The sequence below is a fragment of the Gemmatimonadota bacterium genome (assembly GCA_026706845.1).
In the GTDB taxonomy this organism is placed as follows: Bacteria; Latescibacterota; UBA2968; order UBA2968; family UBA2968; genus VXRD01.
This window is the reverse complement of sequence record JAPOXY010000201.1, coordinates 1-21178: the sequence shown is the minus strand read 5'-3', so window position 1 is coordinate 21178 and position 21178 is coordinate 1. Positions and strand designations below refer to the sequence as shown.

The window sequence follows — 21178 nt, the reverse complement described above, 5'->3', positions numbered from 1 at the left end:
TTGATTGTAGGGATTTGCCTTATGCGGATGGCTATATTGACTGCGTCGTGCTAGATCCTCCATATATGGAAGGCTTTTATAGAAAATCTCCAGCGCATAAAGCAGGTTCGGGTTCACATTCATCATTTAGGGATGCATACTCAAATGGCAATGAAGTAAATACCAAGTTCAAAGGTACGAGAAATTGGCACGGTGCCGTGACAGATATGTATTTTCTCGCAGGCAAAGAAGCGTTTCGAGTTTTAAGAGATAAAGGAATTTTGATCGTCAAATGCCAAGATGAAGTCAGTGCAAACAAACAATGGTTAACACATGTAGAAATCATTAATGAATATGAGAAGATGGGTTTCTATACAAAGGACCTCTTTGTAGTAGTTCGGCAAAATAAGCCATCAATTAGCAGACTTAAAAGACAAGTTCACGCACGAAAGAATCATTCGTACTTTTTGGTTTTTATCAAGAATGCTTTTCCAAAAAGATCAAAAGGTTAAATGTCGATAGGATTAGAGCCGCCTCCTTCTGCTATCATTTTATCAAGCAAATAGCGTATGTCTAAGTCAAATGGGGGTTTTGGAGGCCAAGTAACGGTTATCAGACTGGCGATCAAATTCTCTCTTTGGATTTGAGTATATCTGCTATATGTCGAGCACGGAAGGTCCTGATTTCGCGCAAAAACAAAATTCCACTCGTTGTTGAACGCATAGCAGTTTACTGCCAAAATATCAAACTCACCCCTCAGAAGAAGTGTGGTATCCATTTCCGAGCCATCAGGCAATGTAATGGTACGCTTATCACTTGCATCTACTTGGGCTTTACCTGACCAGCGAGAATTTTCTTCTTCATATTTAATTGAGGCTGTTTGAAGTGATTTTAATTCTAAACTGAAAGCGCGATTTTTGTACAAAATATAAAAATCACCTTTCTTTTTTCTATCGTGATCGTCGAATTTAGTAATGGAAGAGACTTCGGGGAATGCGGCTATCCTTTCTTTTAATTTCAATTCAGCAACATAGCCAAATAGCATGCCGCGTAAGCTGGGATTCTCGCCAAGAAGATCGGTAAGCTGTTCAGGCGTAATACTCCATTCTTCTAAAATTGTCACGATTTTGTCTCCTCTTTCAGTTTTTTTATTATTTCGCAGGGATCAATATTCAAAGCCTCTGTTATTTCAAGAAATTCGATTACATCGAGACGTCTTTCTCCATTCTCATATTTCGATACAAAAGATTGAGGGCGTCCAAGAAGCAAGGCGAGTTGTGTTTGTGTGATTGATTGAGACCGCCGATGTTGCGTTAATAAACTGCGGAATACCTCATATTTGGGCGTAAAGACGGATTGTGCCATTTTTTTCCTTTCTTTGATTTTTTAAGAAAGATAATAACCCAATATGGAATATCCCAAAAAAGGATAAAAGACGGCTAACTTTAATCATTTTTTTCTGCTTGTTTAGCTGTTTTGGATTTCTGAGGCAAATTTTATCTTTTCACGCATGCCATTGAATCTGAGGCATATCCGATTTTGGGGGTGGAGGCCAGTGCTGCCCGCGCTGGCTGGTCAGCCCCCGGTTGGGACCGGGATGATATGGCCGGTCTGGCAAGCCCACCAATTGTCCATCCTCGACCCATTTTTCATCCTCGCCGTAAAGTTCGCCAATCAAGAGCGCGGTCAACCGCGTCAGAATCTCGGCATGTTGCGGATCAGACGACAAATCCACGAGTTCACAGGGATCGTTTTTTAGATCAAAAAGCTGCCGGTAATTTCCCACAGAATAGTAAATCAACTTGTAGCGGCCATCGCAAATCATCCGCGTCGCGTGGGCATCTTCGCCAACCTCGCCGTAAAACCAATCCCGCTTCTGCTCGCCAACCATCGACATCCCCTCCACAGTATCGGGAATATCTATACCCGCCAGATCCAGCAACGTGGGCATCACATCTTGCCACCCCACCAGGCGATCATCCACGCGATTGAACCCGACCCGCTCATCGCCAGCCGTACCGAGCAAAACCATCGGAATATTGGCCGAACCCTCGTAGAAAAGCCGCTTCGCCAGCATATTGTGATTGCCCAACATATCGCCGTGATCCGACGTAAAACAAATAATCGTATTATCGAGCAAGCCTTCCTCCCTCAGCGTGCCAATCAGCACGCGCAGGCTGTGGTCAATATGGGTACACAGGGCATAAAACGCACGCCGCGCCATCTCGATTTGCACTGCACTGTGCTTGTCTCCCCGCGCAGTCATCGATTGGAGACTATAGGGAAGACCTCCAGACCGAACCCAATCTCCCATAAACGGCGTATCCATCTCCATATCCCGATAAAAATCCAGGTACTTCTGCAACGGCACAATCGGTGGATGTGGATGCCGATAGGAAATAAACCAGAACGAAGGGCGCGTGGGATCTCGCCTTTTAATAAATCTCGCCATATTTTGAGTCGCCCAATTCGTCGCATGAGTCTCGTCGGGCAAATGCCAGGGCACTGCGCCATACTCGTTATTGCTCATGCCGTGATTAAAATGCTGGCCCGCATAGCCCTGATCGCCTAAAAAAAGCTCGTAATCGTCGAGAACTCCGTACTGCGTGCGCCCCTCCTCGTCTAAAATCACATCGTCAAATCCAATGCGGTCCCGCTGCGGAAACACATGCAACTTGCCCACGGCATACGCCTGATAACCCGCATTGCGAAAGGTCTGCGCCAGAGTTGGTATATCGGGCATTTCGAGTGTCTCTTTAAACACGCGATCCCCGTGGGTTCGCGGCGTGGTACCCGTCATCAACGTGCGCCGCGCCGGAATACACACCGGACATTCGGCATAACAATTGGAAAAACGCACGCCGCTTCGCGCCAATTCGTCCAGAGTCGGTGTCTGAATAACAGAATGACCAGCACACCCCAAAAGATGCGCTGGCCAGTGATCTGTCGAAATCAACAATACGTTTGGTTGTACAGACATAAATTCCTCACATTTTGGGTGTAGGTTGTCAGCCTCTTTGGCGACCCGTAATACACAGACTTGACACCGTACAAAAGGTTCGCTAAGTTCGAGTATGAGCAGTTATTTTTGAAAAAGCTGCGTTTTGTGGGAGACTGCCATGGCGACAATTGTTGATGGCAAAAAAAGAATTCCATTTTTGCGGGGCATGCTGGCGCACTATTTAATTGAGCATGGATTCGCATTTCAAGAGGCATACAAATTCGCAGATGGCATCCGTCGGTCACTTCAAAAAGCGAAAGACATCAACGCCGAAGATATGGCCGACCTGGTGCGAAAACAGGTACAGCGCGAATTTGGTAATCGGATAATTGGCGATGCCATCTTTTGGGAACCCACATCGCGGCAAATTTTTATCGAAGAAGGCGAAGATAGAACACTATTTTCTCTGGAGCGGCTTGCCGATTCGCTCGAAGCCATTGGGCTGGATCACGACCTCACACACCAGATTGCCTCAGAGGTCGAGCAACAACTTTCGCGGTCACAGGGCACGGTAATTAAGCGATCACAGATTTTTAAAATCACACTGAAAAGCTTAAAAAACGGCTATGGATCTCAGTATGCCGAGCGCTATGAGGCCTGGTATCAATTTCGCAAGGATCGACAACACAAGCCACTCATTATTCTCATCAGCGGCGCAACTGGAGTGGGCAAAACATCCGTGGGAGTGGCATTGGCCAACCAGCTAAAAATTTCGCGCGTCGCATCCACCGATGCCATTCGACAGATTATGCGGTTGATGATCGCACCCGAACTGATGCCCGCGTTGCACGCCTCCTCATTTTCTGCCTGGCAACACACAGGCGCAGAGTTGGCCGGTGAGCATCCACCAGTAGTGCAGGCATTTCGCGAACAAGCTGTTCGCGTTGGTGTTGGCGTGCGAGCAATGATTGAGCGCGCCATTGAAGAGCATGTCAACCTGATAATTGACGGGGTACATCTCCTGCCCGATTTGATCGATTTGAGCACCTATAAAGATCAGGCAACATTTATCTGGATGATCCTGTACTTAGATGACAAAAAGCAATATGCCGAGCGTTTTGAATTTCGCAGTGAAGAAGCAACGCAAAGAACGTCGCACCACTATGTAGAAAACCTCGATGCCATTTTGGAAATTCAACAACACATCTTAAAAGTGGGCGAAGCACATCGCATCATAACTGTTGAGAACGCAAATTTTGACGAAACCGTGCAATCGCTCTCTGCACACATTATGGATGTGTTGCGAAAACGCTACTGATGCCCCGCTCATTTTCTAATAATCACGGCGTATTGAAGCGGGCCATCGCCGATATTTTTTATTCCGTGCAAAATACTGCATTCCAGATGCATGGCTTCACCCGTATTGACCGGGTGTGTTTGGTCGCCGTACAGAACTTCGCCATTGCCTTTGATAACGAAAAAAATCTCCCAACCATCGTGCCGATGTGGCGGGTGGGCGCGCTGGCCTGGACCAACTTCTGAGACATGCAGGTGCAGACGGTCGGCATCTGTGCCTTCGGTAAAAAGAAAACGAGAAATGCCCTTGATATCGGTGCGGGTTGTGACAGACATAGATGAACTCCTGAAAATTAATGGGGATGGTCGTCGCAGTCGGGGCGGTTGGGATCGTCAATAAAAGTGCCCGTATCGAGATATTCGAGAGCTTTGGTATAACTACGGCGCTCGAGAAAATGTCTGAGTTGTGCCGGCGTATCGCGATCAAGGCTGCGCTGAATATCGTCGAGTTTGAGCAAATGCTCGGCGATATTTTCTTTTTTCTCAATAGCCTCAAACATCTCGATGAGCGTGGATCGAATTTCAGCGGCCAGGCTTACTGTCATGAGGGCCTCCAAAAAAATAAAAATAAAACTTAAAATAGAAGTGTCAAATTATGCAAAAAACGCCCGTCGGGATCAACTGCTATTGCAGTAGGACACCAATCGACGGGCGTTTTACTATTTTGATCTCACAAGTTGCGAATCACCATCAGCCCCCAAAGTTGAGATCGGTCTTTACAGCCGATGCCTCGCCTTGCCCACGCCTGAATTGTCGAACTTCGACCCGTGTAGATTGGAGTGCGCGTTTCAAATGGGTCAAAGCGTGCCGCGGTTTGGTCTGCGTGCCACAGGTAAAAAGGTCAATAGCTGCAAACCCCTGCTCTGGCCAGGTGTGAATAGTCAGATGACTTTCCTGAATAACCACAACACCCGATACACCGAAAGGCGAAAAGTGATGAAACATACTGTTGATAACCGTGGCACCTGCGCGTTGGGCAGCTTCAATCATAACCTTTTCAAGCGCAGTGACATCATTGAGCAGATCGGCGGGGCAACCGTACAGATCGACGAGCAGATGTTTGCTCAGTGCATGGGACATAGACTTATTCAGGAAAGGATTTTTTCGACATATTCACGCGCAGCAGCACAGGCCTGGACCGGTTCACCCCAGGTGACTTTTTCCAGTTCAATGACAAGTTCGCCCTCATAACCCGCGCCCTTGAGAATATCGATCACATCTTCAAAAGGCAAATCGCCCTCGCCAAAAGGCACGGGAGTTTCCCCCTTCTGATCTCTCAGGTGAACAAGGCCAATGCGGTCGGCAAAAGCTTCTGCAAAAGCGCGTACTTCAACACCTGCTGAAAGGAGATGACCCGTATCCATCAATATTTTGGCGCGATCGGGAATCTCGGGCAAAATGCCCTGATAATCTTCAATATTCTCGAACAAATTCCCCTTGTGATTGCCTATATTGAGGGTAAAGTTGGGAATGCGATCGAGCACGTGATTAATACCCGTAATAAAATCCTCGCGCGCTTCGTCTGTGCGATCACCGCCTTTGAGATTGGCACACTGTAGCCGCAGAGCGCGAGAAAGATGGATATCCCATTCGACCTGGCGCATATTGTATCTCAGATCGCGTTCGTCCTTGCTGGAATTTCGTCCTGTAATATTGCGAATATTGAGGCCCGTGAGCGTAACGCCTGCATTGTCCAGACGCTCGCGCACCATACGCACCGATGTATCCGCGTGAACTGGCGAACTCTCGGAAAACGTGCGAAAAAGTTCAATGCGATTAAAACCCGCTTCTGTAGCAACATTCAGCGCATCGGGCAAAAGTAAATCGGGACAAACAGTGGTACTAAAAGTAAGTTGCATAAGGTATCTCTTTAAAAAGTTGTCAATCCACCCATCCCTCACACCTCACCTCAGATAAAGCACTACATCCCCCTCCTCGACCTCCACGCGATAGGTACGCACGCGTAAATCGTCATCCGTAATGGACTTACCGGTCTTCAGCTCAAACTCCCAGTTGTGCCAGGGGCACTTGATAATTTCGTTTTCGCGTTCATGGCCGATATCGGTAAAGCGCCCATCGCACACCTCTTCGCCCTCCCAAACGACCAATGGACGTACGCGCCCCTTGCAGAGCGGACCCAGGCGATGGGGACAAACATTGCGCAAAGCATAGAGATTGCCATCCACATTGAGAACGCCAATTTCCCGGTTATTAATCGTCACAATTTTGCGCTCGCCAGGGGGCAAATCCGCTATTTTCGCTACCCTGTGTTTCGACATCAGAAAAGCCCAAATATTTCGCCAGCATTCTCGCCCATAATACGCTTTTTCAGATCGCGATCAATATTGCGAAGCACATGACCGGGTTCATCCCAGTCCCAATGTGGATAATCACTGGCAAAAACAAGGGTATCCTCGGCGTGCATCCAGCGCAAATACGTCTCCAGATCTTCTTTTCCGCCGGGTATATCGGGCATAGGTTGCGTACCCAGGCGGATATGCTCGCGGATATACTCGCTGGGCAGGCGTTTGACCCACGGCGTATAGTCGCGCAGCGCGCGCCAATCGAGATCGAGGTGCCACATAAGACCCGGCAGCCAGAAAGTATCCATCTCGACAAATATAAAGTGGAAATTCTGGAATTTCTCAAACACGCCTTCCACAACGAGACTCGTGACATGAGCCTGTGCAATTTGGGGCCGCGCCATCCGCATCTCGAGATAATAGGTGGGATATCCCGCAGCAGTGGGCGGTGCTGCAAGGCCAGCACCTTCAGCCCCAAAGTGAACCGAAACGGGCAACCCGTGTCTTTCACAGGCTTCGTAAATGGGATGGTAATGGCGATTGCCAAAAGGCATGCGAGCGCCCGCGGGCATCATAACCTGCACAAAAGCTGGATCGGGACCCAGGCGATCGATTTCCTTTACCGCGAGTTGCGGATCTACAGGGCAAATATGAATCGAAGCCCGAAATCGCGAGTCGGCACTGATCCAGTGGTCTTTTGTCCAATCGTTAAACGCACTGCAATACGCCGATGCGTAATCCGGGTTATTGTGCACAGCTGCTGCATAAGGCCCTCCAGTGAGAACCGCGTAATCTATATCATACACATCAATATGCTTCTCAATACAAACCTGTGGCTGATGGGCGGGATTTTCCTTTGGATCTTCCCACAGATCTTTTCGCGCACCGCCTCCCGGCATATTGGTATATCCGAGTCTCGGCATCATCGTACCAAAATCTTTGATATACTCGACAAAGTGGCGCGGCATATACGGATAGAGCGCGTCGCCCTTATCCGGAGAATGATGCACATCGCAATCTACAATCTTCATTTTTGTAAGAGCATTAGCCCTGCCATTGGTACGCGGAGCAGTTGTAGTAGCAGACATCGTAACCTCCTATGTGATGGTCAGGAGAATAGATTACTTCCTTTTCAATGTCAAGTCAAACGATATCAAACGCACGCGCCACCACCCAATCGGGTCGGGGATTATCCACCGCACGGGGCTTATTGGATATGGCATTGTACGCGATGATAAATGTCTTGCGTGGCAATGGCGACATATTGTGACCAGAGCCATGCACGATATTGCAATCAAAAAACAGCACATCGCCCGGTTTTCCCGTAATATGCTCAATATCTTCCTCACAAATTTTTTCTTTCAGGGTACCTGTATCAATGCACCACTGCTTATAGCTCGTCGTAACCGTGTCCGCATAGTGCTCTTGACGCCCCCATTTATGAGACCCCGATACCACCATCAAACAGCCATTGTTGAGCGTGGCCCGATCCAGAAAAACCATAGCCGATACGAGACGCGGATCAACCCCATCCCACATCCAGTACCCATAGTCCTGGTGCCACAGCCAGACCGTGCCTTCAAACGCATCCTTGACATTGAGTTTCGAGTGCCAGATATACACATCGTCTTTGAGAATCTGCCGAACGGGATGCAGGACTTTCGGATGACTGATAAGCTCCTGAAAAGCGTCAACACGCCGATGGGCGAGATAAACCTGACGCACAGCCCCGCCGCGTTCGCGTTCCCGATGCAACCCATCGTTCTCCCCACTGAGCAAAAGCGGAACATCACCGTTGAGTGCATCAACCTCATCGGATGAAAGCAGACCGGGCAGAAAAAGATAACCCTGTTCATCGTATTGTGCGAGTTGTTCGTCTGTCCATTTCATGGGTAACTCCCAAGTATTGTTAATTCCCCATCACGTGTATCTGAAGCGTTTCCAAACCTTCCAAAAATAAATCGACATCTTTCTCCATAGAAACAGGTGGCGTCGTGTTCTGAATACCACGAGGACCACGCGGCGGGGAGTCTGGCGAATTGTCAGGCGACGCGCTTTCCTCAAATGGCATAACAAATGTCAAACGCGCCTTTAAGATAACATTTTCATCTATCCCATTCACGCGAACAAAAAAATCTTCGAGCGTTTCATCACGCCCAAAAGGATCAAAAAATCCAAAAGGACCGCCACCTTCTCCAGCGGAATCTGGCCCTAATGTCGCTACAGAACCCACTTCGAGTTCATAAACACCCGCGGGAAGCGTATCGGGCAGGCTAAATGCCATCTCGATTTCCCGATCCTCACGCCTCCCCACGCGCAGCGAAGTCGCAACAGATAAGGTACTCCCTGCGCTGGCAACCGTATCCGCAGCAACGCCTACTATCTTTGCAAAACGAGATTCGGGGAATATATCAACATGAATCTCTGCCTCGCGCATCTGCACGGCGTAATCATTCCTTGTCATGAGTTGCGAGAGTATCCTTCTCAGGTCAGCAGAGGCATTGTCAGCCAAATACCAAAGCCGTCCTTCTGGCTCTACATAGAGCCGAGAGCGAGCCAGTATTGAATCTGTCTCCACAAAAGAAATATCCGTCCTGACGCGCACACTGCGATTCGGCTCATTTTCAACCCGGCTAACCAAAGGCCAGAACAAAGCCTCCGCAACGAGATCGGCTGTCTCGAAGGGTTCAAGACCAACCGCCGCCAACCTGTGCGTCAGTTCAAGCACATGCCCCGAAGAAAACGTATATATGCTCTTGACAGGTATCAATTCTGGCCCCTCGCCAAGCACACCGCGAACCGCGGGCAAACGGTCTTCGGTCAGCGTCCCCCGCACCATTGGATTCAGCGTTGCAAACTTAAACGGCGCTCTTAGATTGGATATTTGACCGAGCACCACTGCTTCTATGATAGGCAGTTCGACCGCACCTAAATCGTCCATCGAATGCCCAAAACCATATATCCGATTGCCATCGACGTATGATATGGTCCCCAAAGCACCGAACGTAACCTCACCCAGCATCAAACCAACCGCCAATGGCCTACCCGCCGCAAAACTATCCTGACTTTGTGCGGCTCTCCCGGCTGGCGTCAACTCACCTTGAAAGGGCGAATCAGATAGCTGGTATGCAGGATTGAATCCCGTGCCCAGCAGGGGAATAGTCAGAGGTTTAATACCGTTCCCCTCCCAGGTGGTTGTGAGTTTAGTCAATGGAATCGCGCCCTTATTGCCGATCACCCATTCTATCGGCGTTACAAAAAAATAATACGGCGGACTATCCTGTGAATTAAAACCATACGCAATAGCACCCCATGTACCTTGCTCAGTAAAAATGGGAGAACCACTCATACCCTGGGCAATTCCCCCGAGTTGTATTAAAACAGGATCGGAAGCTTCAACCATATAAACAGGCATTGGAGGGAGTAAATCATCGACCACCTGAATAAACGTCATTTCGAGATCTGCAAGCTGTCCATTGGCAAATTCGGTCCGCATGAATACGGGCGTGCCCACAGGCATATTACGAACCTCGTCAATCGAAACAATAGATGAAAGATCCCAGGGCTTTAATTCCCCTGTTGGACGCACAATATCTTCTGTGTCTCTAAACACTGCTTTACCAAAATGCTTGACAAATAACAGAAAATCGTTAAAAGCAATCTCGCCATCGCCATTCAGATCATACCTGGATTCGTACCCCGAATCGCCACGACTGAACCCGAACTTATCCACAAATTGCAAAAAGTCGGGAAAATCGACAACACCGCTTCCATCAAAATCCGGATTGAAGCCTGATTGTAACGCGCTCTGAAGGGGTTGAATTAGAAACAAAATGGATAGGCTTGCAAAGATCAAAACCTGCGCCAAACAGGTGTAGAATCGCAGTTTCCGCATTAGTTTTTCCTTTCATTGGATTTTAGAAGTTATTTTAAACTATGTCCCAATCACACGCTTCAAACAGATTACATCATACCCTCCTCCTCTCCCTCAGCCTTTCACTATTACTGAACGAGTTTGATTTCAAACAACTTAGGCCACCACTTGCCCGTAACGAAAATGCGGTCAGTCGCGGCGTCATAAGCAATGCCATTGAGCACACCAACGCGGTGGTGCAAGCGATCAGCTTGAGAGAGAATGCCCGCGAGATTGATCCATCCCGTAATCCTACCACTTTTGGGATCAATACGGGCAATGCGATCGGTTTGCCAGACATTGGCAAAAATCTGTCCCTTGATATATTCAAGCTCGTTGAGATAATGAACAGGACCCGTGCTATCGGTCACTTCGATACGCCCAATTTCCCTAAATGTATTGGGATCCCGAAAATAAATAATATTCGTACCATCGCTCATAATCAGCTTTTCGCCATCGTGAGTAAGCCCCCAGCCCTCCGTAGAATATGTAAATTGGACCTGTAACTCAAACGTGTTTTTGTCGTACACAAAGCATATACCTGATTTCCACGTAAGTTGATACAGGCGATCGCCAAAAATCGCGACACCCTCGCCAAACAAATTAGGTGCAATGCTTTTCTGTGCCAAAACCGCGCCTGTAGCGGGCGTAACCTTGCGAATGGTTGAAGCACCGTAGTTTCCGGTACCTTCGTAAAAAAAGCCATCTTCAAAAACCAAACCCTGGGTAAAAGCATTCGGATCGTGTAAATAGGTATTGACAATAGTGTAGGTATAGACAGAAGGAAGTGCAGATTCAGAAGTAGAAGAATCTGCACCTGGAAGAGGTGGCGTCTGGTTGCACGTCGAAAACAAGAAAATGCACAAAAAAATCGAAAAAACGCGCACACATCTTTTGGCATAGGCAATCAATGGTTTAATTCCCAAAAATTTTCATATATTTGGACAGTTGGCGTGCCTCTTGTTAAATATAAGATTATGGCACATAATACTCAAGTAGATGAATATCCTAAAAACGCGATTGGAGGATTAGTTATGGCCGACAGTAAATTCGACCTGCTGTTAAAAGGCGGGCGGGTGATAGATCCCGCCAATAAGGTAAATGAATTATGCGATGTGGGAATTGCAGATAGCAAAATTGCAAAAGTAGAAGCGGATATCGACGCAACAGAAGCAGACCATGTGGTAGATGTATCGGATCTGATAGTAACACCCGGATTGATCGATATTCACATCCACGCCTACTTCACCCGAGCGCCAGGAGAGGGCCTCTTCAGTGCAAGCCTGAATCCGGACGCACATTTCCCACATTCTGGCGTAACAACATGCGTAGATACGGGCACCGCGGGATGCGAAGAAATAGCGCATTTTCGCCAAACCGTCATGGAACAGGCAAAAACACGGGTCCTGGCTTACGTAAATATTTCTGCACCCGGTATGGGCGCGCCCGAGCAGGATATCCGAACTTTTGACGTAGATGGCGCGGCAAAAGCCGCCCGCGAACACAGTGAAGTCGTCGTCGGCATCAAAACAGCACATTACTGGACAAGTGCGCCATTTGACGAAATGCATCCCCCCTGGGAATCGGTGGAAAAAGCAGTTGAAGCGGGCGATGGATGCGGCATGCCCGTCATGGTCGATTTTTGGCCGCGACCGCCCGAACGATCCTACCCCGCGTTGATTCTCGACAAACTCCGTCCCGGTGATATTCACACCCATGTCTATGCGCGGCAATTCCCCGTAGTAGATGACAACGGAAACGTCGAACCGTATATGTTTGAAGCCAGACAACGCGGAATCTGGTTTGACCTGGGGCACGGCGCTGCGAGCTTCTGGTATCGAAACGGCGCGCGAGCCATTGCCAATGGATTTGCCCCCGACTCTATCAGCACAGACCTGCACATGGGCAATATCTCCGGTACCGTATTCAGCATGCAAGACACCATGTCAAAATGTCTGGCAATGGGCATGACCCTCGAAGATGTAATTTACAGATCAACCGCGACGCCAGCCCGTGCAATCGGACGCCCGGAATTGGGCACACTATCAGTGGGAGCAGAAGCGGACATTGCAGTATTGGCTCTCGAAACCGGAAACTTCTCATTTCAAGACTGTGGCTACACGCGAATAGATACAGATCAATGCCTGATCTGTCGGCTTACAATTCGCAATGGACAGATTATTTTTGACCGAGACGCGCGCACCGTACCCCATTGGGAAGACGCGCCCCCCGAATACTGGCCGGTAACGGAAACACCCGTCAGGGTCCCCAGATTGTGGCGGACTTGACGTCAATCCAGCGTTTCTGGGCGCACCATCTCTTCCCGTTCGGCCGATGTATCGGCCGCGCATGCCGCCGCGAGCGAGTCGAAGGCATCTTCACCGGTCACCGCGATCGGTGCATCGTTCACGACCGAATCGACAAACGCGTGAACGGCCCCCGTGATCCCCGACGCTGTACTGTTGTCCAAACCGCTTAAATCTTCCCAGTCCTCTGCCCCTTCGCGATAGACATGCGTTCCCACAATCATGCCTTCAGAAGCAACCACTCGGAACATATCGTCGAGAAAATTCGAACGCGGCCAGCGCGCCTCGTAGGTCACCGTAACCTGACCCACAACGCCACCTGCGAACTGAAACAGGGCGGATGTTGTTTTATCTCTCGGGAACGCCAGATTGCCGAGCCGATTGGCGAAAGCACAGACAGACTCCACAGGTCGTCCTGCGAAATGTCGCGCAAGATCCACTTCGTGAATGCCCGAACCGTTCAAAGCACTCCGACCCGCCTCTACCGACGCATACCACGGCGAACGCGCAAATTGCCCACGCTTGTCCTGGATCGCATCGATACGGAGGTGGATCAGATCGCCCACTTCGCCAGCATCGAGAATCGCTTTGATTCGCTTGAAGCGTGGTCTAAACCTGCGCTCGTGCGCTACCATCACTTTCTTCCCTGTCGCCTTCGCCGCGGCCAAAATTGCACGCGCATCCTCGAGATTCGTCGCAAGCGGTTTTGTCTGCAACACATGTGCTCCGGCCTCGAAGCAAGCCGTTGAATGTGGCCGATGGAGATGATCGGGAGTCACGACACACACCGCGTCGGGACGCTCCTTTTCGAGCATAACCTCAATCATCTCATAGACGGCACCCACCTTATCGTGCTCCCCGCGAACCATTTCGGCTCGATCGGCGTCCAGATCTACCAGGACAATCCTATCTACATCCGGATGTCCAACCAGCCCGCGAACGAAATGCTGGCCCAATCCGAGCCCCACTACTGCTGCCTTTATTGATCCCATAACGTCTCCTTTATGGATTAGCAAAAAGGCGACCCATCGCGTGATGAATCGCCTTTTGTTTTTTCAACATTCCTCAGCGTCAATGCATTTCGTGCGTCTCCAATCCATGCACGGCTCCGGACTCGATAAAATACAACCCATACGCGAGAACAATACCCATGAGAAAGCACACAGTGAGCTTGACGCGATCATGACTGTGAAAATGGATTTCCGGTAGCAGATCACTCAGGGAAATACACAGAAACGCGCCAGCGGCCAGGACCAGCACATAACCGACCACCTCTTCCTCCCAGTGTCCCAAAAACCCAATCCCCCAAAAAGTCAACAAAGCCACCACCGGACAGAGCATGGCGAATCCGATATTAACTGCTATACGAGTACGGAGACTATGACCAGCGGCCTGCAACAAACCGATAATAGAAAACGCGTCGAGTGGCTTGTGCAAAAGAATCGCAAGAAACACCCCGAGACCCGCTAAACCGGCTTCGTCCCCATGTATTTCACCAACCCGGATGCTGGTACCCAGGGCAACACCCTCGGTCATCGTATGCAACCCCAGCCCCAGGCAAACACCGATCAACCTGCTCTCTGGACTGGCATGATCGTGGGCATGCTCATGGTGAAAATCACCTGCTTCGTCGCCAAATTCGTGCTGATGAAAATGGAAGATACGCAACAACAACACCATCAGAATGATACCGAACATCATCAATCCCGCGGCTTTTTCAACAGCGCCTGGCTCGGGAATCATCACCAGACCGTGCGGCAGAAGATGATACAGCGCCACGCCAAGGATAAAACCTGCGACAAAACTCATCACCATCTGGATGCGCGTATGCGTCATCGCAACAATTGTCGGCAAATATCCACCGAGCAAAGACGCGGAGAGGATAGCGAGGGCGTATCCCAACAAAAGTATGAGAAAATTCGAATCCATGATGGTTTAAACCAGAATCTGGCTCATACTGAACTGAGTTGGAAGGGAAGGGAGAAATTGGAACAGATGCGAGGAAAGAATAGCAGATACAGGCACTTCCAACCGCCTATCATCGAGACTGTTATTAGAAGAAAATGATCAACAGAATAATACTGCTCAATCCACCGAGCAGAAATCCCACAGCACTGACAATACCGGCCGCCGTGGCGTAATCGGCGAGACGAAAAGTCTGTTCTTCGACCGTAAACATCACCTGTGTTCGATCGATCTCGCCATCGACAAACCGTTTCAATGCATTCTCCGCACCGTGAGCTTCTTTTACTGAGACCACGGCGACCATGATCATAGCTATTGCTGATGCAAGCGTTCCCAGCGCAAACAGGAGCAGTGTCAGCAAGGAAGCATAGTGATAAGCGGGATCTTCACCACTACCTGTGGATGCACTCATAAAACCGATAATCAACGCGGCACCACCTGCATTGCCAAACAACAACAGACGTGCTGTCTCGGTAATCATCCTGAACATGGTACCGCGCCGCAGAGCAACAACCTTATAAAGCTCGCGCAACCACTCTTCGCCGATTTCTTCGACGGAAAATTCATCTATATTCTTCAAGAATTATTCTCCCTTTGCAGAATGGTCGCCACCCAGATGGGTCAATCTGATATAGCTTGAACCCGTATTCTCACCGGATTTGAAATGAATGACCCAATCGCCAATCACGACAGGCTTAGCAGGTGACATGCCATCTCTCAAGAACTTCTCCCGCGTCAACTCATCCCCCATACGCCCCAATACTTCTGTTTTGTATTCCTGCGGTAATGACGTTGGCAGCACGCCCGTCAACTCACCCCCCATACGCTCCAACACAGCGATGAGATATCGGCCCAATATATACCCCTCCAGACATACTTCATTGAATTCGTGCGCGTGGTCTTCCGGCACTAATCTTATGGCTTGTTGAAACTGTCGTACGACATGGCTATTCAGGTCTTCCGCGTCTGGCATCACCTCGGTTACCAGAACTTTATCACTCAGTGTATTGATCCTCTTCTTCAATTCGCGGGACAAGACAAAGGACAGGTTGGCTATTATGTATTGATGTCCCAGAGAATTAGCCAGATTGATGATTTCCGAATTGGCGGCATAGGCTCCCACTATCAGGATAGCGTCCAGATCGGCTTTGTCCAATGCGAACAAGCTCGCATGGACGGCATGTGTATTCCGCGAGTAGGAGGTCTTCGCCAGTAAGGGAAGGTCACGGCTATCGAGAACATCCTTGTAGTTTTTCAAGACGGAACGCCCGAACGCATCATCCTGATATATAATGCCGAAGCGACTTTTGCCGAGATCGTCAATCATGTGATGGACCAGTTCATAGATTTCGTCAAAATAACCAGCCCTCAGATTGATGATATTTGGATACTTTTTGGCATCGCGCAAAAAGTCGGCTCCTGTAAACGGTCCCACAAACGGAATCTGAGCTGTTCGCAGCACGGGTACAATGCGCTTGGCAGTCGGCGTTCCCACGCCGCCGATGACGGCAAACACATTGTTTTTGGAAGCGAACATCTCTGCATTTGCGGCTGCCAGATCAGGCTCGTACGCATCATCTACAGAAATGAGCCTCAACAACCTGCCATACACCCCGCCTCGATCGTTCTGTTCCTGAAAAGCGGTCAAAATACCGGCTCGATACCACAAACCCAGATTTTTGTTCGGACCCGAGAAGCAGGCGGTTTGTCCGAACACAATCGTACTATCAGTAATTCCCGGAGCCGCCGCCGAGGGCAAAGTGAATAACAGAAGAATGATACAGGAAGCTATGCCCGTCGATATGGACTTATTGAGCAGACTCACTTTTTTTCTCCTTATCCCTGGTTTTGCTGCTATCCTGCATGCTTTCCGCAGCTTTCGTCTCAATCACCGCCTGCTGGTCTGCCTGCCGCACGGTAGTCTGCGGATGTGTTGACGTGTGCTCATGAGAGAATACACTGGGCATGTCGAATATCAGGGACCTCATATTGGCGACCCTCTGATGATGGCGTTCCACGCGCCTTTTGTGGAATTGCCCATCCAGCAAGTGTTTGTCCTCTTCGACATTTTCAAAAGCATGCGTACCTTGCTGCCGCGCCGTTGAAAAAGAGGGTCTATCGACAGGCTGACCGTCAACCGGGGGCGCGTCCAGCAACATGTCCGCGGGTGTGTGCGCCGCGAGACCTTCTATCATGTTGATGTCGATTGTCGCCTCGTTGCGGGGATTGACCGCCGACAGACTCGCTTCTGAGAAAATCGTGCGCATGCGCTGCCAGTACCGCGTAATAGCCACTTGCGTTCGTTGACTTTTGTACTCGGCGAGCAGAGCGCGGAATGCGTCGGCACTGCTTTGAGCCTGCACAATGCGTTCCTGCGCCCTGGCACGAGCGTCCATCACCACAGCCTCCGCCTGCCCCCTGCTATGCGCGAGCATCTTCTCTCGCGTGCGGTTGGCATTGCTCTCTGCTTGCGCACGCTCGGCAATCGCATCGTTGACATCCCGGAAAGCAGCAATCGTTTCTGCAATCGGACTTATGTCAACGATATTGAGAGAGACAACCTCTATGCCAACGTCATATTCTTCGAGAAGACCGGCAATCTCGTGCAACAGGTGGTGTTGAATGATATTGCGGTTGGACGTCAGGATCAGATCAATAAAATTCTGTCCCATGATATTGATCAACTCTTCCCGCAAGAGCATAGATACCACCTCAAGAGGATCGACAGATGCGTACAGAAAATTCCTCAGATTATCTATCCGGTATTGAAGAGCGATATCCACCTCAAACAGGTTCGTGTCCCCGGACAATATTGTAAAATTGGCTGTGCCACCGCTCTTACTGGCTATCTGATGCTGGACGATCCGTTTGACCTTGCGAATCTGAACTTCGTCGATAACGGGGATGCAGTAGCGTATCCCGGGACCGATGTTCATACTGACCACCCTGCCGAAACGCAGAACCACGGCCTCTTCCTCTTTCTTTACGATATAAAACCCGCTGCCCAACACCACAGCGACGACAACCGCGGCGATCACGGTGAGGATTCGCCTTTTGGGATACTGCCCAACAAAATCAAAGGCGGCATAGATCATGCGCGTACTGCGCGGTAATGGTTGTTGTTCGTTCATCGTCATCGCCCCGTCTTATCTGGGTATTGCTTTGCTGTCCAGATATTTGAACAATTCATTATCTGCTGGCAGCATGAGCGTCGTGTTTTTATCGATAATCAGATCGTAGCTATCGAGCGCGCGGATAAACTTGTAGAACTCCGGATCTTCCCGATAGGCTCTGCCCAGCAATGCCATTGCCTGAGCCTCGGCATTGCCGAGAATCGTCGTTGCTTCTGCGTGGGCGCTGGCCATAATCTTTTCGTGCTCGTTGATGGCAAGAGCCTCGATAGTTATCGCTTTCTCTTCACCCTCACTGCGATAGCGGGTGGCAATGCGCGCACGCTCTGAAATCATTCTCTGGATCACGCTCGGCCGGTTCTCCACCGGCAAAGTGTATTCGACAATACCGACCCGTATCACCTCAATCCCATAGTTGGCTTTGGCGATCGGCGCGATCCTGTTGTGCATCTCGCGGCAAGCCTCATGCAGGTCTTCGTGTTCCAGACCCAGGCTTATAAACGCATCGCGTGCCCTATTGCTGATGACAATGCCGCTGCTCGCAAAATAGAGTTCGCGCAAACGCTCAACGGCATTTACATCCGTTCGGATGGCTTCGACGTACTTGATGGGATCGGTGATACGCCACATCGTATAACCGTCAACCAGGACATTCTTCTGGTCTTCCGTAATCAACTCGTGGGTAAGGCCATTGAGCATCTGGATGCGTCGATCGACCTTGTATATCTTCGATATTGGCCAGGGCCATTTGACATGCAGCCCGGGTTCCTTCACAGGCGGCGAGATTTTGCCAAAGTTGGTCAACACGCCTTGTTGGGTCTCATGGATGGTGTAAAAACAGCTATACGCCATTACACCAACCAAAACCACGACAATAGCTGTGACAATTCTTTTGAAAGTCATAGTTTTTCTCCCTATCGGGGCTGGGCGTTTGTATTCGCTGACTTATTTTTCCACAGCGCGACCTTTTCGAGACTCCGCTTGTTTGGAACGATAATCTTGGCATTACCAGAAAGCGCGGTCTCCAGCTTCTCCCGCCATAGCATAGTCTGGAGAACATTGGGCGCACGCTTCACTGCTATAGCCACGACTCTTATTGCATCTGCTTCAGCGGCAGAAGTGGTCACTTTTCTGAACGCTTCGCCGTTCGCCTGCTCCAATTCGTAAATCGCATTTCCATGGGCGCGGGGAACTAACGACGTCAGGAAACGCTGGGCATTGATGATGATCCGCTCTCTATCCTCCTGAGAACTCGAAATTTCCCGGAAAGCACTCATTGTTTCCGCCACCGGGTTAATACTCACCAGATTTACATCAATCAATTCAATGCTCTCGAACACCGGGCGAGACTGCTCGACAGTACCCGCAAACAAGTCTCTGATATGCTGCTCCAGAGTTGCGCGATGAACACTGAGCAGATGATCCAGATTGCGGGCAGATATAAACTCGCGCAGATGATCCTTGATGGCATCTTCAATGATCTGTCTCGGATTCTGGATCTGGTAATGATAAGTATAGGGTTCCTTTACGCGGTACTGCGCATTGATGGTAAGAGAGAGGATATTCAAATCGCCCGAAATCAATTCATACGCGTTTGAGTTTGTAATGTATTTCACTTCTTTTACTGGCCATTTATCCACCTGCACAAAAGGACGGGGCGCGAGATAGTGCAATCCCGGCTGCAGGTCTCGCCAGTAAACCGCGCCGAACAAACGTCCATAGCCCACATGCCCGGGAGGAATCACTGTAAAACCGCTACCGAGAAACAGGGCGATCAGCAGACCGTAAAACGTCATTCCCAATGGTGTGGAGGGGGTGATAATACCCATAAAAGAACGGTTGCGCGTCACGCGACCCCAGAACTCTTTACAGGGTTCGGCCACAGGGCGAATATTGAGCAACAGGTCTTCATAGCCGCTCTTAAAAGCACCTGCGCTGAACCGCCAGATGATCAGGGCGATCAGGGCAAAAGCACTGACCCATTGTATGAGCTGAATAGTCGTTGACTCCGAAGGACCGAGATACAGAGGAACCGTCACGCCGATGCCGAGAAGTATAATATCGATTACAATACCCAGAGCAACGGTAACAGCAATCACCGATGACACATAGATAGTCGCAAAGCGCGCCCCGAACTGACTGACGATAATCGCGATAGTACCCGTATTAGTCGCCGGGCCGGTCATAAGAAAAATCATCGCCGCTCCAGGACTAAATCCCTTGGCAACCAGCGCGGCAGCTATTGGAGTACTCGCAGATGCACAGATATAGAGCGGAACGCCAACCAGCACCATAACGGGATAAGACAACCAGCGCGCATACTCATTTGACATCAAATCGCTCGGAATCGCCAGATAGAGCACGCCTCCCAGTGCGACACCCACGAGCAGCGCAAACAAAATATCGTCCGCTATTTCCACAAAGCCGTAGCGGAAAATATGCTTGACGATCTCCTTAAAATCCAAATCGTGTTTATATTTAGATGGATCATCCTCTGAAGTCTGCTTATCCTCAGCCGGGATCATGTCGCGATAAAAGTCCGGTTTCACCCACGATCCGAATTTATGCTGGCTAACCGCTTCGGTAAGCCCCTTCAACCAGGAATAAAACAACGCCTTCAACTGTGAGGGACTGACATAGCAATCGTCGCTTCCGGGCACCAGAGGCTCGTGTCCGTGGTCGTGGTCGTGACTATGGCCGTGCCCATGATCGTGATCATGGTCGTGGTCATGGTCGTGCCCATGATCGTGGTCATGGTCGTGCCCATGATCGTGATCGTGCTCTCTCGCCCTGGCCTCGTCGCTATCATCTCTTATGAGACCGATGCAAAAAATACCGGCGACGACCGCAGTAATAAAACTGATGAAGGGCCTGACAATAGCAGCGATGAAGCCAAAAAACGCATTCGTGACCAGAATCGAGTCCGCACCTGTTTCCGGCGCCGTAATCAAAAAAGACATACAGGACGAACGGGACGCGCCCTTATTGCGCATCTCGGCAACCACTGGCACAACCGAGCAACTGCAAAGCGGCACGGGCACGCCAACAGCCGCACTCGTACTCACGGATTTCAGGCTATCTTCGCGCAACCATCGCAGAATAGCATCACGCGAGATAAATACGTGAATCAGACCAGAGAGAAATAGCCCCAGCATTAGCATAGGTGCTAATAACAGGAACGACATCACAAGAAAATCGAAGAAACTGGTCACTGCTTGTATTAAGCCAATACTTGTATTAATTGGAGCATCAATAGCCCTCACCTCCTCTAACGGGAAGCATAG

The 21178-nt window shown here is 49.8% G+C and carries 22 protein-coding genes; 3 read left to right on the top strand and 19 right to left on the bottom strand.

What is annotated here, in order from left to right; genetic code table 11:
* Positions 1 to 491, top strand: a 491-nt coding sequence (locus OXG87_18325; protein ID MCY3871510.1) for a DNA methyltransferase, incomplete at its 5' end; no start/stop codon positions are given.
* Here OXG87_18325 and OXG87_18320 read toward each other — a convergent pair.
* The 3 genes from OXG87_18320 to OXG87_18310 all read right to left on the bottom strand — a co-directional run bounded on the left by OXG87_18320 (position 488) and on the right by OXG87_18310 (position 2959).
* A complete protein-coding gene (locus tag OXG87_18320) occupies positions 488 to 1102 on the bottom strand; it encodes a restriction endonuclease (GenBank protein MCY3871509.1) in 615 nt (204 codons plus the stop codon). The two genes, OXG87_18325 and OXG87_18320, sit on opposite strands and share 4 nt — an antisense overlap.
* Positions 1099 to 1344, bottom strand: coding sequence for a helix-turn-helix transcriptional regulator (locus OXG87_18315; protein MCY3871508.1), 246 nt, complete (start codon positions 1342 to 1344; stop codon positions 1099 to 1101). Before OXG87_18315 ends, OXG87_18320 begins: the two co-directional genes overlap by 4 nt.
* 139 nt (positions 1345 to 1483) lie before the next feature.
* Positions 1484 to 2959 (bottom strand): sulfatase-like hydrolase/transferase, encoded by a 1476-nt coding sequence (locus OXG87_18310; GenBank protein ID MCY3871507.1) that lies wholly within the window; start codon positions 2957 to 2959, stop codon positions 1484 to 1486.
* A 139-nt stretch (positions 2960 to 3098) separates the two neighbouring features.
* Here OXG87_18310 and OXG87_18305 point away from each other — a divergent pair, with 139 nt between their 5' ends.
* Complete coding sequence (locus OXG87_18305; protein ID MCY3871506.1) at positions 3099 to 4238, top strand: hypothetical protein; 1140 nt, start codon at positions 3099 to 3101, stop codon at positions 4236 to 4238.
* 8 nt (positions 4239 to 4246) lie between these two features.
* Here OXG87_18305 and OXG87_18300 read toward each other — a convergent pair whose 3' ends face one another.
* The 9 genes from OXG87_18300 to OXG87_18260 form a co-directional block, all read right to left on the bottom strand.
* A complete protein-coding gene (locus OXG87_18300; GenBank protein MCY3871505.1) occupies positions 4247 to 4552 on the bottom strand; it encodes a cupin domain-containing protein in 306 nt (101 codons plus the stop codon).
* A gap of 17 nt (positions 4553 to 4569) precedes the next feature.
* The gene (locus tag OXG87_18295) at positions 4570 to 4821 is read right to left on the bottom strand and encodes a hypothetical protein (GenBank protein MCY3871504.1); all 252 of its coding nucleotides are present in this window, start codon (positions 4819 to 4821) and stop codon (positions 4570 to 4572) included.
* A 145-nt stretch (positions 4822 to 4966) separates the two neighbouring features.
* Entirely contained in the window at positions 4967 to 5356 is a 390-nt protein-coding gene (gene speD / locus OXG87_18290) for an adenosylmethionine decarboxylase (GenBank protein ID MCY3871503.1), read from the bottom strand.
* A gap of 8 nt (positions 5357 to 5364) precedes the next feature.
* Positions 5365 to 6135 carry a sugar phosphate isomerase/epimerase gene (locus OXG87_18285; GenBank protein ID MCY3871502.1) on the bottom strand — a complete coding sequence of 257 codons (771 nt, stop codon included), beginning with the start codon at positions 6133 to 6135 and terminating at the stop codon, positions 5365 to 5367.
* Positions 6136 to 6180: 45 nt separating this feature from the next.
* The gene (locus OXG87_18280; GenBank protein ID MCY3871501.1) at positions 6181 to 6555 is read right to left on the bottom strand and encodes a Rieske (2Fe-2S) protein; all 375 of its coding nucleotides are present in this window, start codon (positions 6553 to 6555) and stop codon (positions 6181 to 6183) included.
* Entirely contained in the window at positions 6555 to 7667 is a 1113-nt protein-coding gene (locus tag OXG87_18275) for an amidohydrolase family protein (GenBank protein ID MCY3871500.1), read from the bottom strand. Before OXG87_18275 ends, OXG87_18280 begins: the two co-directional genes overlap by 1 nt.
* A 55-nt stretch (positions 7668 to 7722) precedes the next feature.
* Positions 7723 to 8469 carry a phytanoyl-CoA dioxygenase family protein gene (locus OXG87_18270; GenBank protein MCY3871499.1) on the bottom strand — a complete coding sequence of 249 codons (747 nt, stop codon included), beginning with the start codon at positions 8467 to 8469 and terminating at the stop codon, positions 7723 to 7725.
* Positions 8470 to 8488: 19 nt separating this feature from the next.
* Positions 8489 to 10474, bottom strand: coding sequence for a hypothetical protein (locus OXG87_18265; protein MCY3871498.1), 1986 nt, complete (start codon positions 10472 to 10474; stop codon positions 8489 to 8491).
* Between the two features lie 107 nt (positions 10475 to 10581).
* On the bottom strand, positions 10582 to 11418 hold the full coding sequence (locus OXG87_18260) for a glutaminyl-peptide cyclotransferase (GenBank protein MCY3871497.1): 837 nt from the start codon (positions 11416 to 11418) through the stop codon (positions 10582 to 10584).
* Between the two features lie 108 nt (positions 11419 to 11526).
* Here OXG87_18260 and OXG87_18255 point away from each other — a divergent pair, with 108 nt between their 5' ends.
* Positions 11527 to 12780, top strand: coding sequence for an amidohydrolase/deacetylase family metallohydrolase (locus OXG87_18255; GenBank protein ID MCY3871496.1), 1254 nt, complete (start codon positions 11527 to 11529; stop codon positions 12778 to 12780).
* Between the two features lie 2 nt (positions 12781 to 12782).
* Here OXG87_18255 and OXG87_18250 read toward each other — a convergent pair whose 3' ends face one another.
* The 7 genes from OXG87_18250 to OXG87_18220 form a co-directional block, all read right to left on the bottom strand.
* Entirely contained in the window at positions 12783 to 13790 is a 1008-nt protein-coding gene (locus OXG87_18250; GenBank protein MCY3871495.1) for a Gfo/Idh/MocA family oxidoreductase, read from the bottom strand.
* 79 nt (positions 13791 to 13869) lie between these two features.
* A complete protein-coding gene (locus tag OXG87_18245) occupies positions 13870 to 14727 on the bottom strand; it encodes a ZIP family metal transporter (GenBank protein ID MCY3871494.1) in 858 nt (285 codons plus the stop codon).
* A 124-nt stretch (positions 14728 to 14851) separates the two neighbouring features.
* Positions 14852 to 15343 (bottom strand): hypothetical protein, encoded by a 492-nt coding sequence (locus OXG87_18240; GenBank protein MCY3871493.1) that lies wholly within the window; start codon positions 15341 to 15343, stop codon positions 14852 to 14854.
* 3 nt (positions 15344 to 15346) lie between these two features.
* The gene (locus OXG87_18235) at positions 15347 to 16588 is read right to left on the bottom strand and encodes an ABC transporter substrate-binding protein (protein ID MCY3871492.1); all 1242 of its coding nucleotides are present in this window, start codon (positions 16586 to 16588) and stop codon (positions 15347 to 15349) included.
* Complete coding sequence (locus OXG87_18230; GenBank protein ID MCY3871491.1) at positions 16572 to 17894, bottom strand: protease modulator HflK; 1323 nt, start codon at positions 17892 to 17894, stop codon at positions 16572 to 16574. The genes OXG87_18235 and OXG87_18230 overlap by 17 nt, the downstream gene beginning before the upstream one ends.
* A 15-nt stretch (positions 17895 to 17909) precedes the next feature.
* Positions 17910 to 18797, bottom strand: coding sequence for a protease modulator HflC (locus tag OXG87_18225; protein MCY3871490.1), 888 nt, complete (start codon positions 18795 to 18797; stop codon positions 17910 to 17912).
* A gap of 11 nt (positions 18798 to 18808) precedes the next feature.
* Positions 18809 to 21178 (bottom strand): SO_0444 family Cu/Zn efflux transporter (locus OXG87_18220; protein MCY3871489.1); only part of this gene is annotated, 2370 nt, incomplete at its 5' end.

Bases quoted from the DNA above. Each gene is read 5' to 3' on its own strand.
- OXG87_18285 (MCY3871502.1), bottom strand. From the start codon at position 6,135: ATGCAACTTACTTTTAGTACCACTGTTTGTCCCGATTTACTTTTGCCC.
- OXG87_18225 (MCY3871490.1), bottom strand. From the start codon at position 18,797: ATGACTTTCAAAAGAATTGTCACAGCTATTGTCGTGGTTTTGGTTGGT.
- OXG87_18315 (MCY3871508.1), bottom strand. From the start codon at position 1,344: ATGGCACAATCCGTCTTTACGCCCAAATATGAGGTATTCCGCAGTTTA.
- OXG87_18305 (MCY3871506.1), top strand. From the start codon at position 3,099: ATGGCGACAATTGTTGATGGCAAAAAAAGAATTCCATTTTTGCGGGGC.
- OXG87_18295 (MCY3871504.1), bottom strand. From the start codon at position 4,821: ATGACAGTAAGCCTGGCCGCTGAAATTCGATCCACGCTCATCGAGATG.
- OXG87_18255 (MCY3871496.1), top strand. From the start codon at position 11,527: ATGGCCGACAGTAAATTCGACCTGCTGTTAAAAGGCGGGCGGGTGATA.
- OXG87_18245 (MCY3871494.1), bottom strand. From the start codon at position 14,727: ATGGATTCGAATTTTCTCATACTTTTGTTGGGATACGCCCTCGCTATC.
- OXG87_18265 (MCY3871498.1), bottom strand. From the start codon at position 10,474: ATGCGGAAACTGCGATTCTACACCTGTTTGGCGCAGGTTTTGATCTTT.
- speD (MCY3871503.1), bottom strand. From the start codon at position 5,356: ATGTCCCATGCACTGAGCAAACATCTGCTCGTCGATCTGTACGGTTGC.
- OXG87_18250 (MCY3871495.1), bottom strand. From the start codon at position 13,790: ATGGGATCAATAAAGGCAGCAGTAGTGGGGCTCGGATTGGGCCAGCAT.
- OXG87_18270 (MCY3871499.1), bottom strand. From the start codon at position 8,469: ATGAAATGGACAGACGAACAACTCGCACAATACGATGAACAGGGTTAT.
- OXG87_18310 (MCY3871507.1), bottom strand. From the start codon at position 2,959: ATGTCTGTACAACCAAACGTATTGTTGATTTCGACAGATCACTGGCCA.
- OXG87_18300 (MCY3871505.1), bottom strand. From the start codon at position 4,552: ATGTCTGTCACAACCCGCACCGATATCAAGGGCATTTCTCGTTTTCTT.
- OXG87_18275 (MCY3871500.1), bottom strand. From the start codon at position 7,667: ATGTCTGCTACTACAACTGCTCCGCGTACCAATGGCAGGGCTAATGCT.
- OXG87_18230 (MCY3871491.1), bottom strand. From the start codon at position 17,894: ATGAACGAACAACAACCATTACCGCGCAGTACGCGCATGATCTATGCC.
- OXG87_18280 (MCY3871501.1), bottom strand. From the start codon at position 6,555: ATGTCGAAACACAGGGTAGCGAAAATAGCGGATTTGCCCCCTGGCGAG.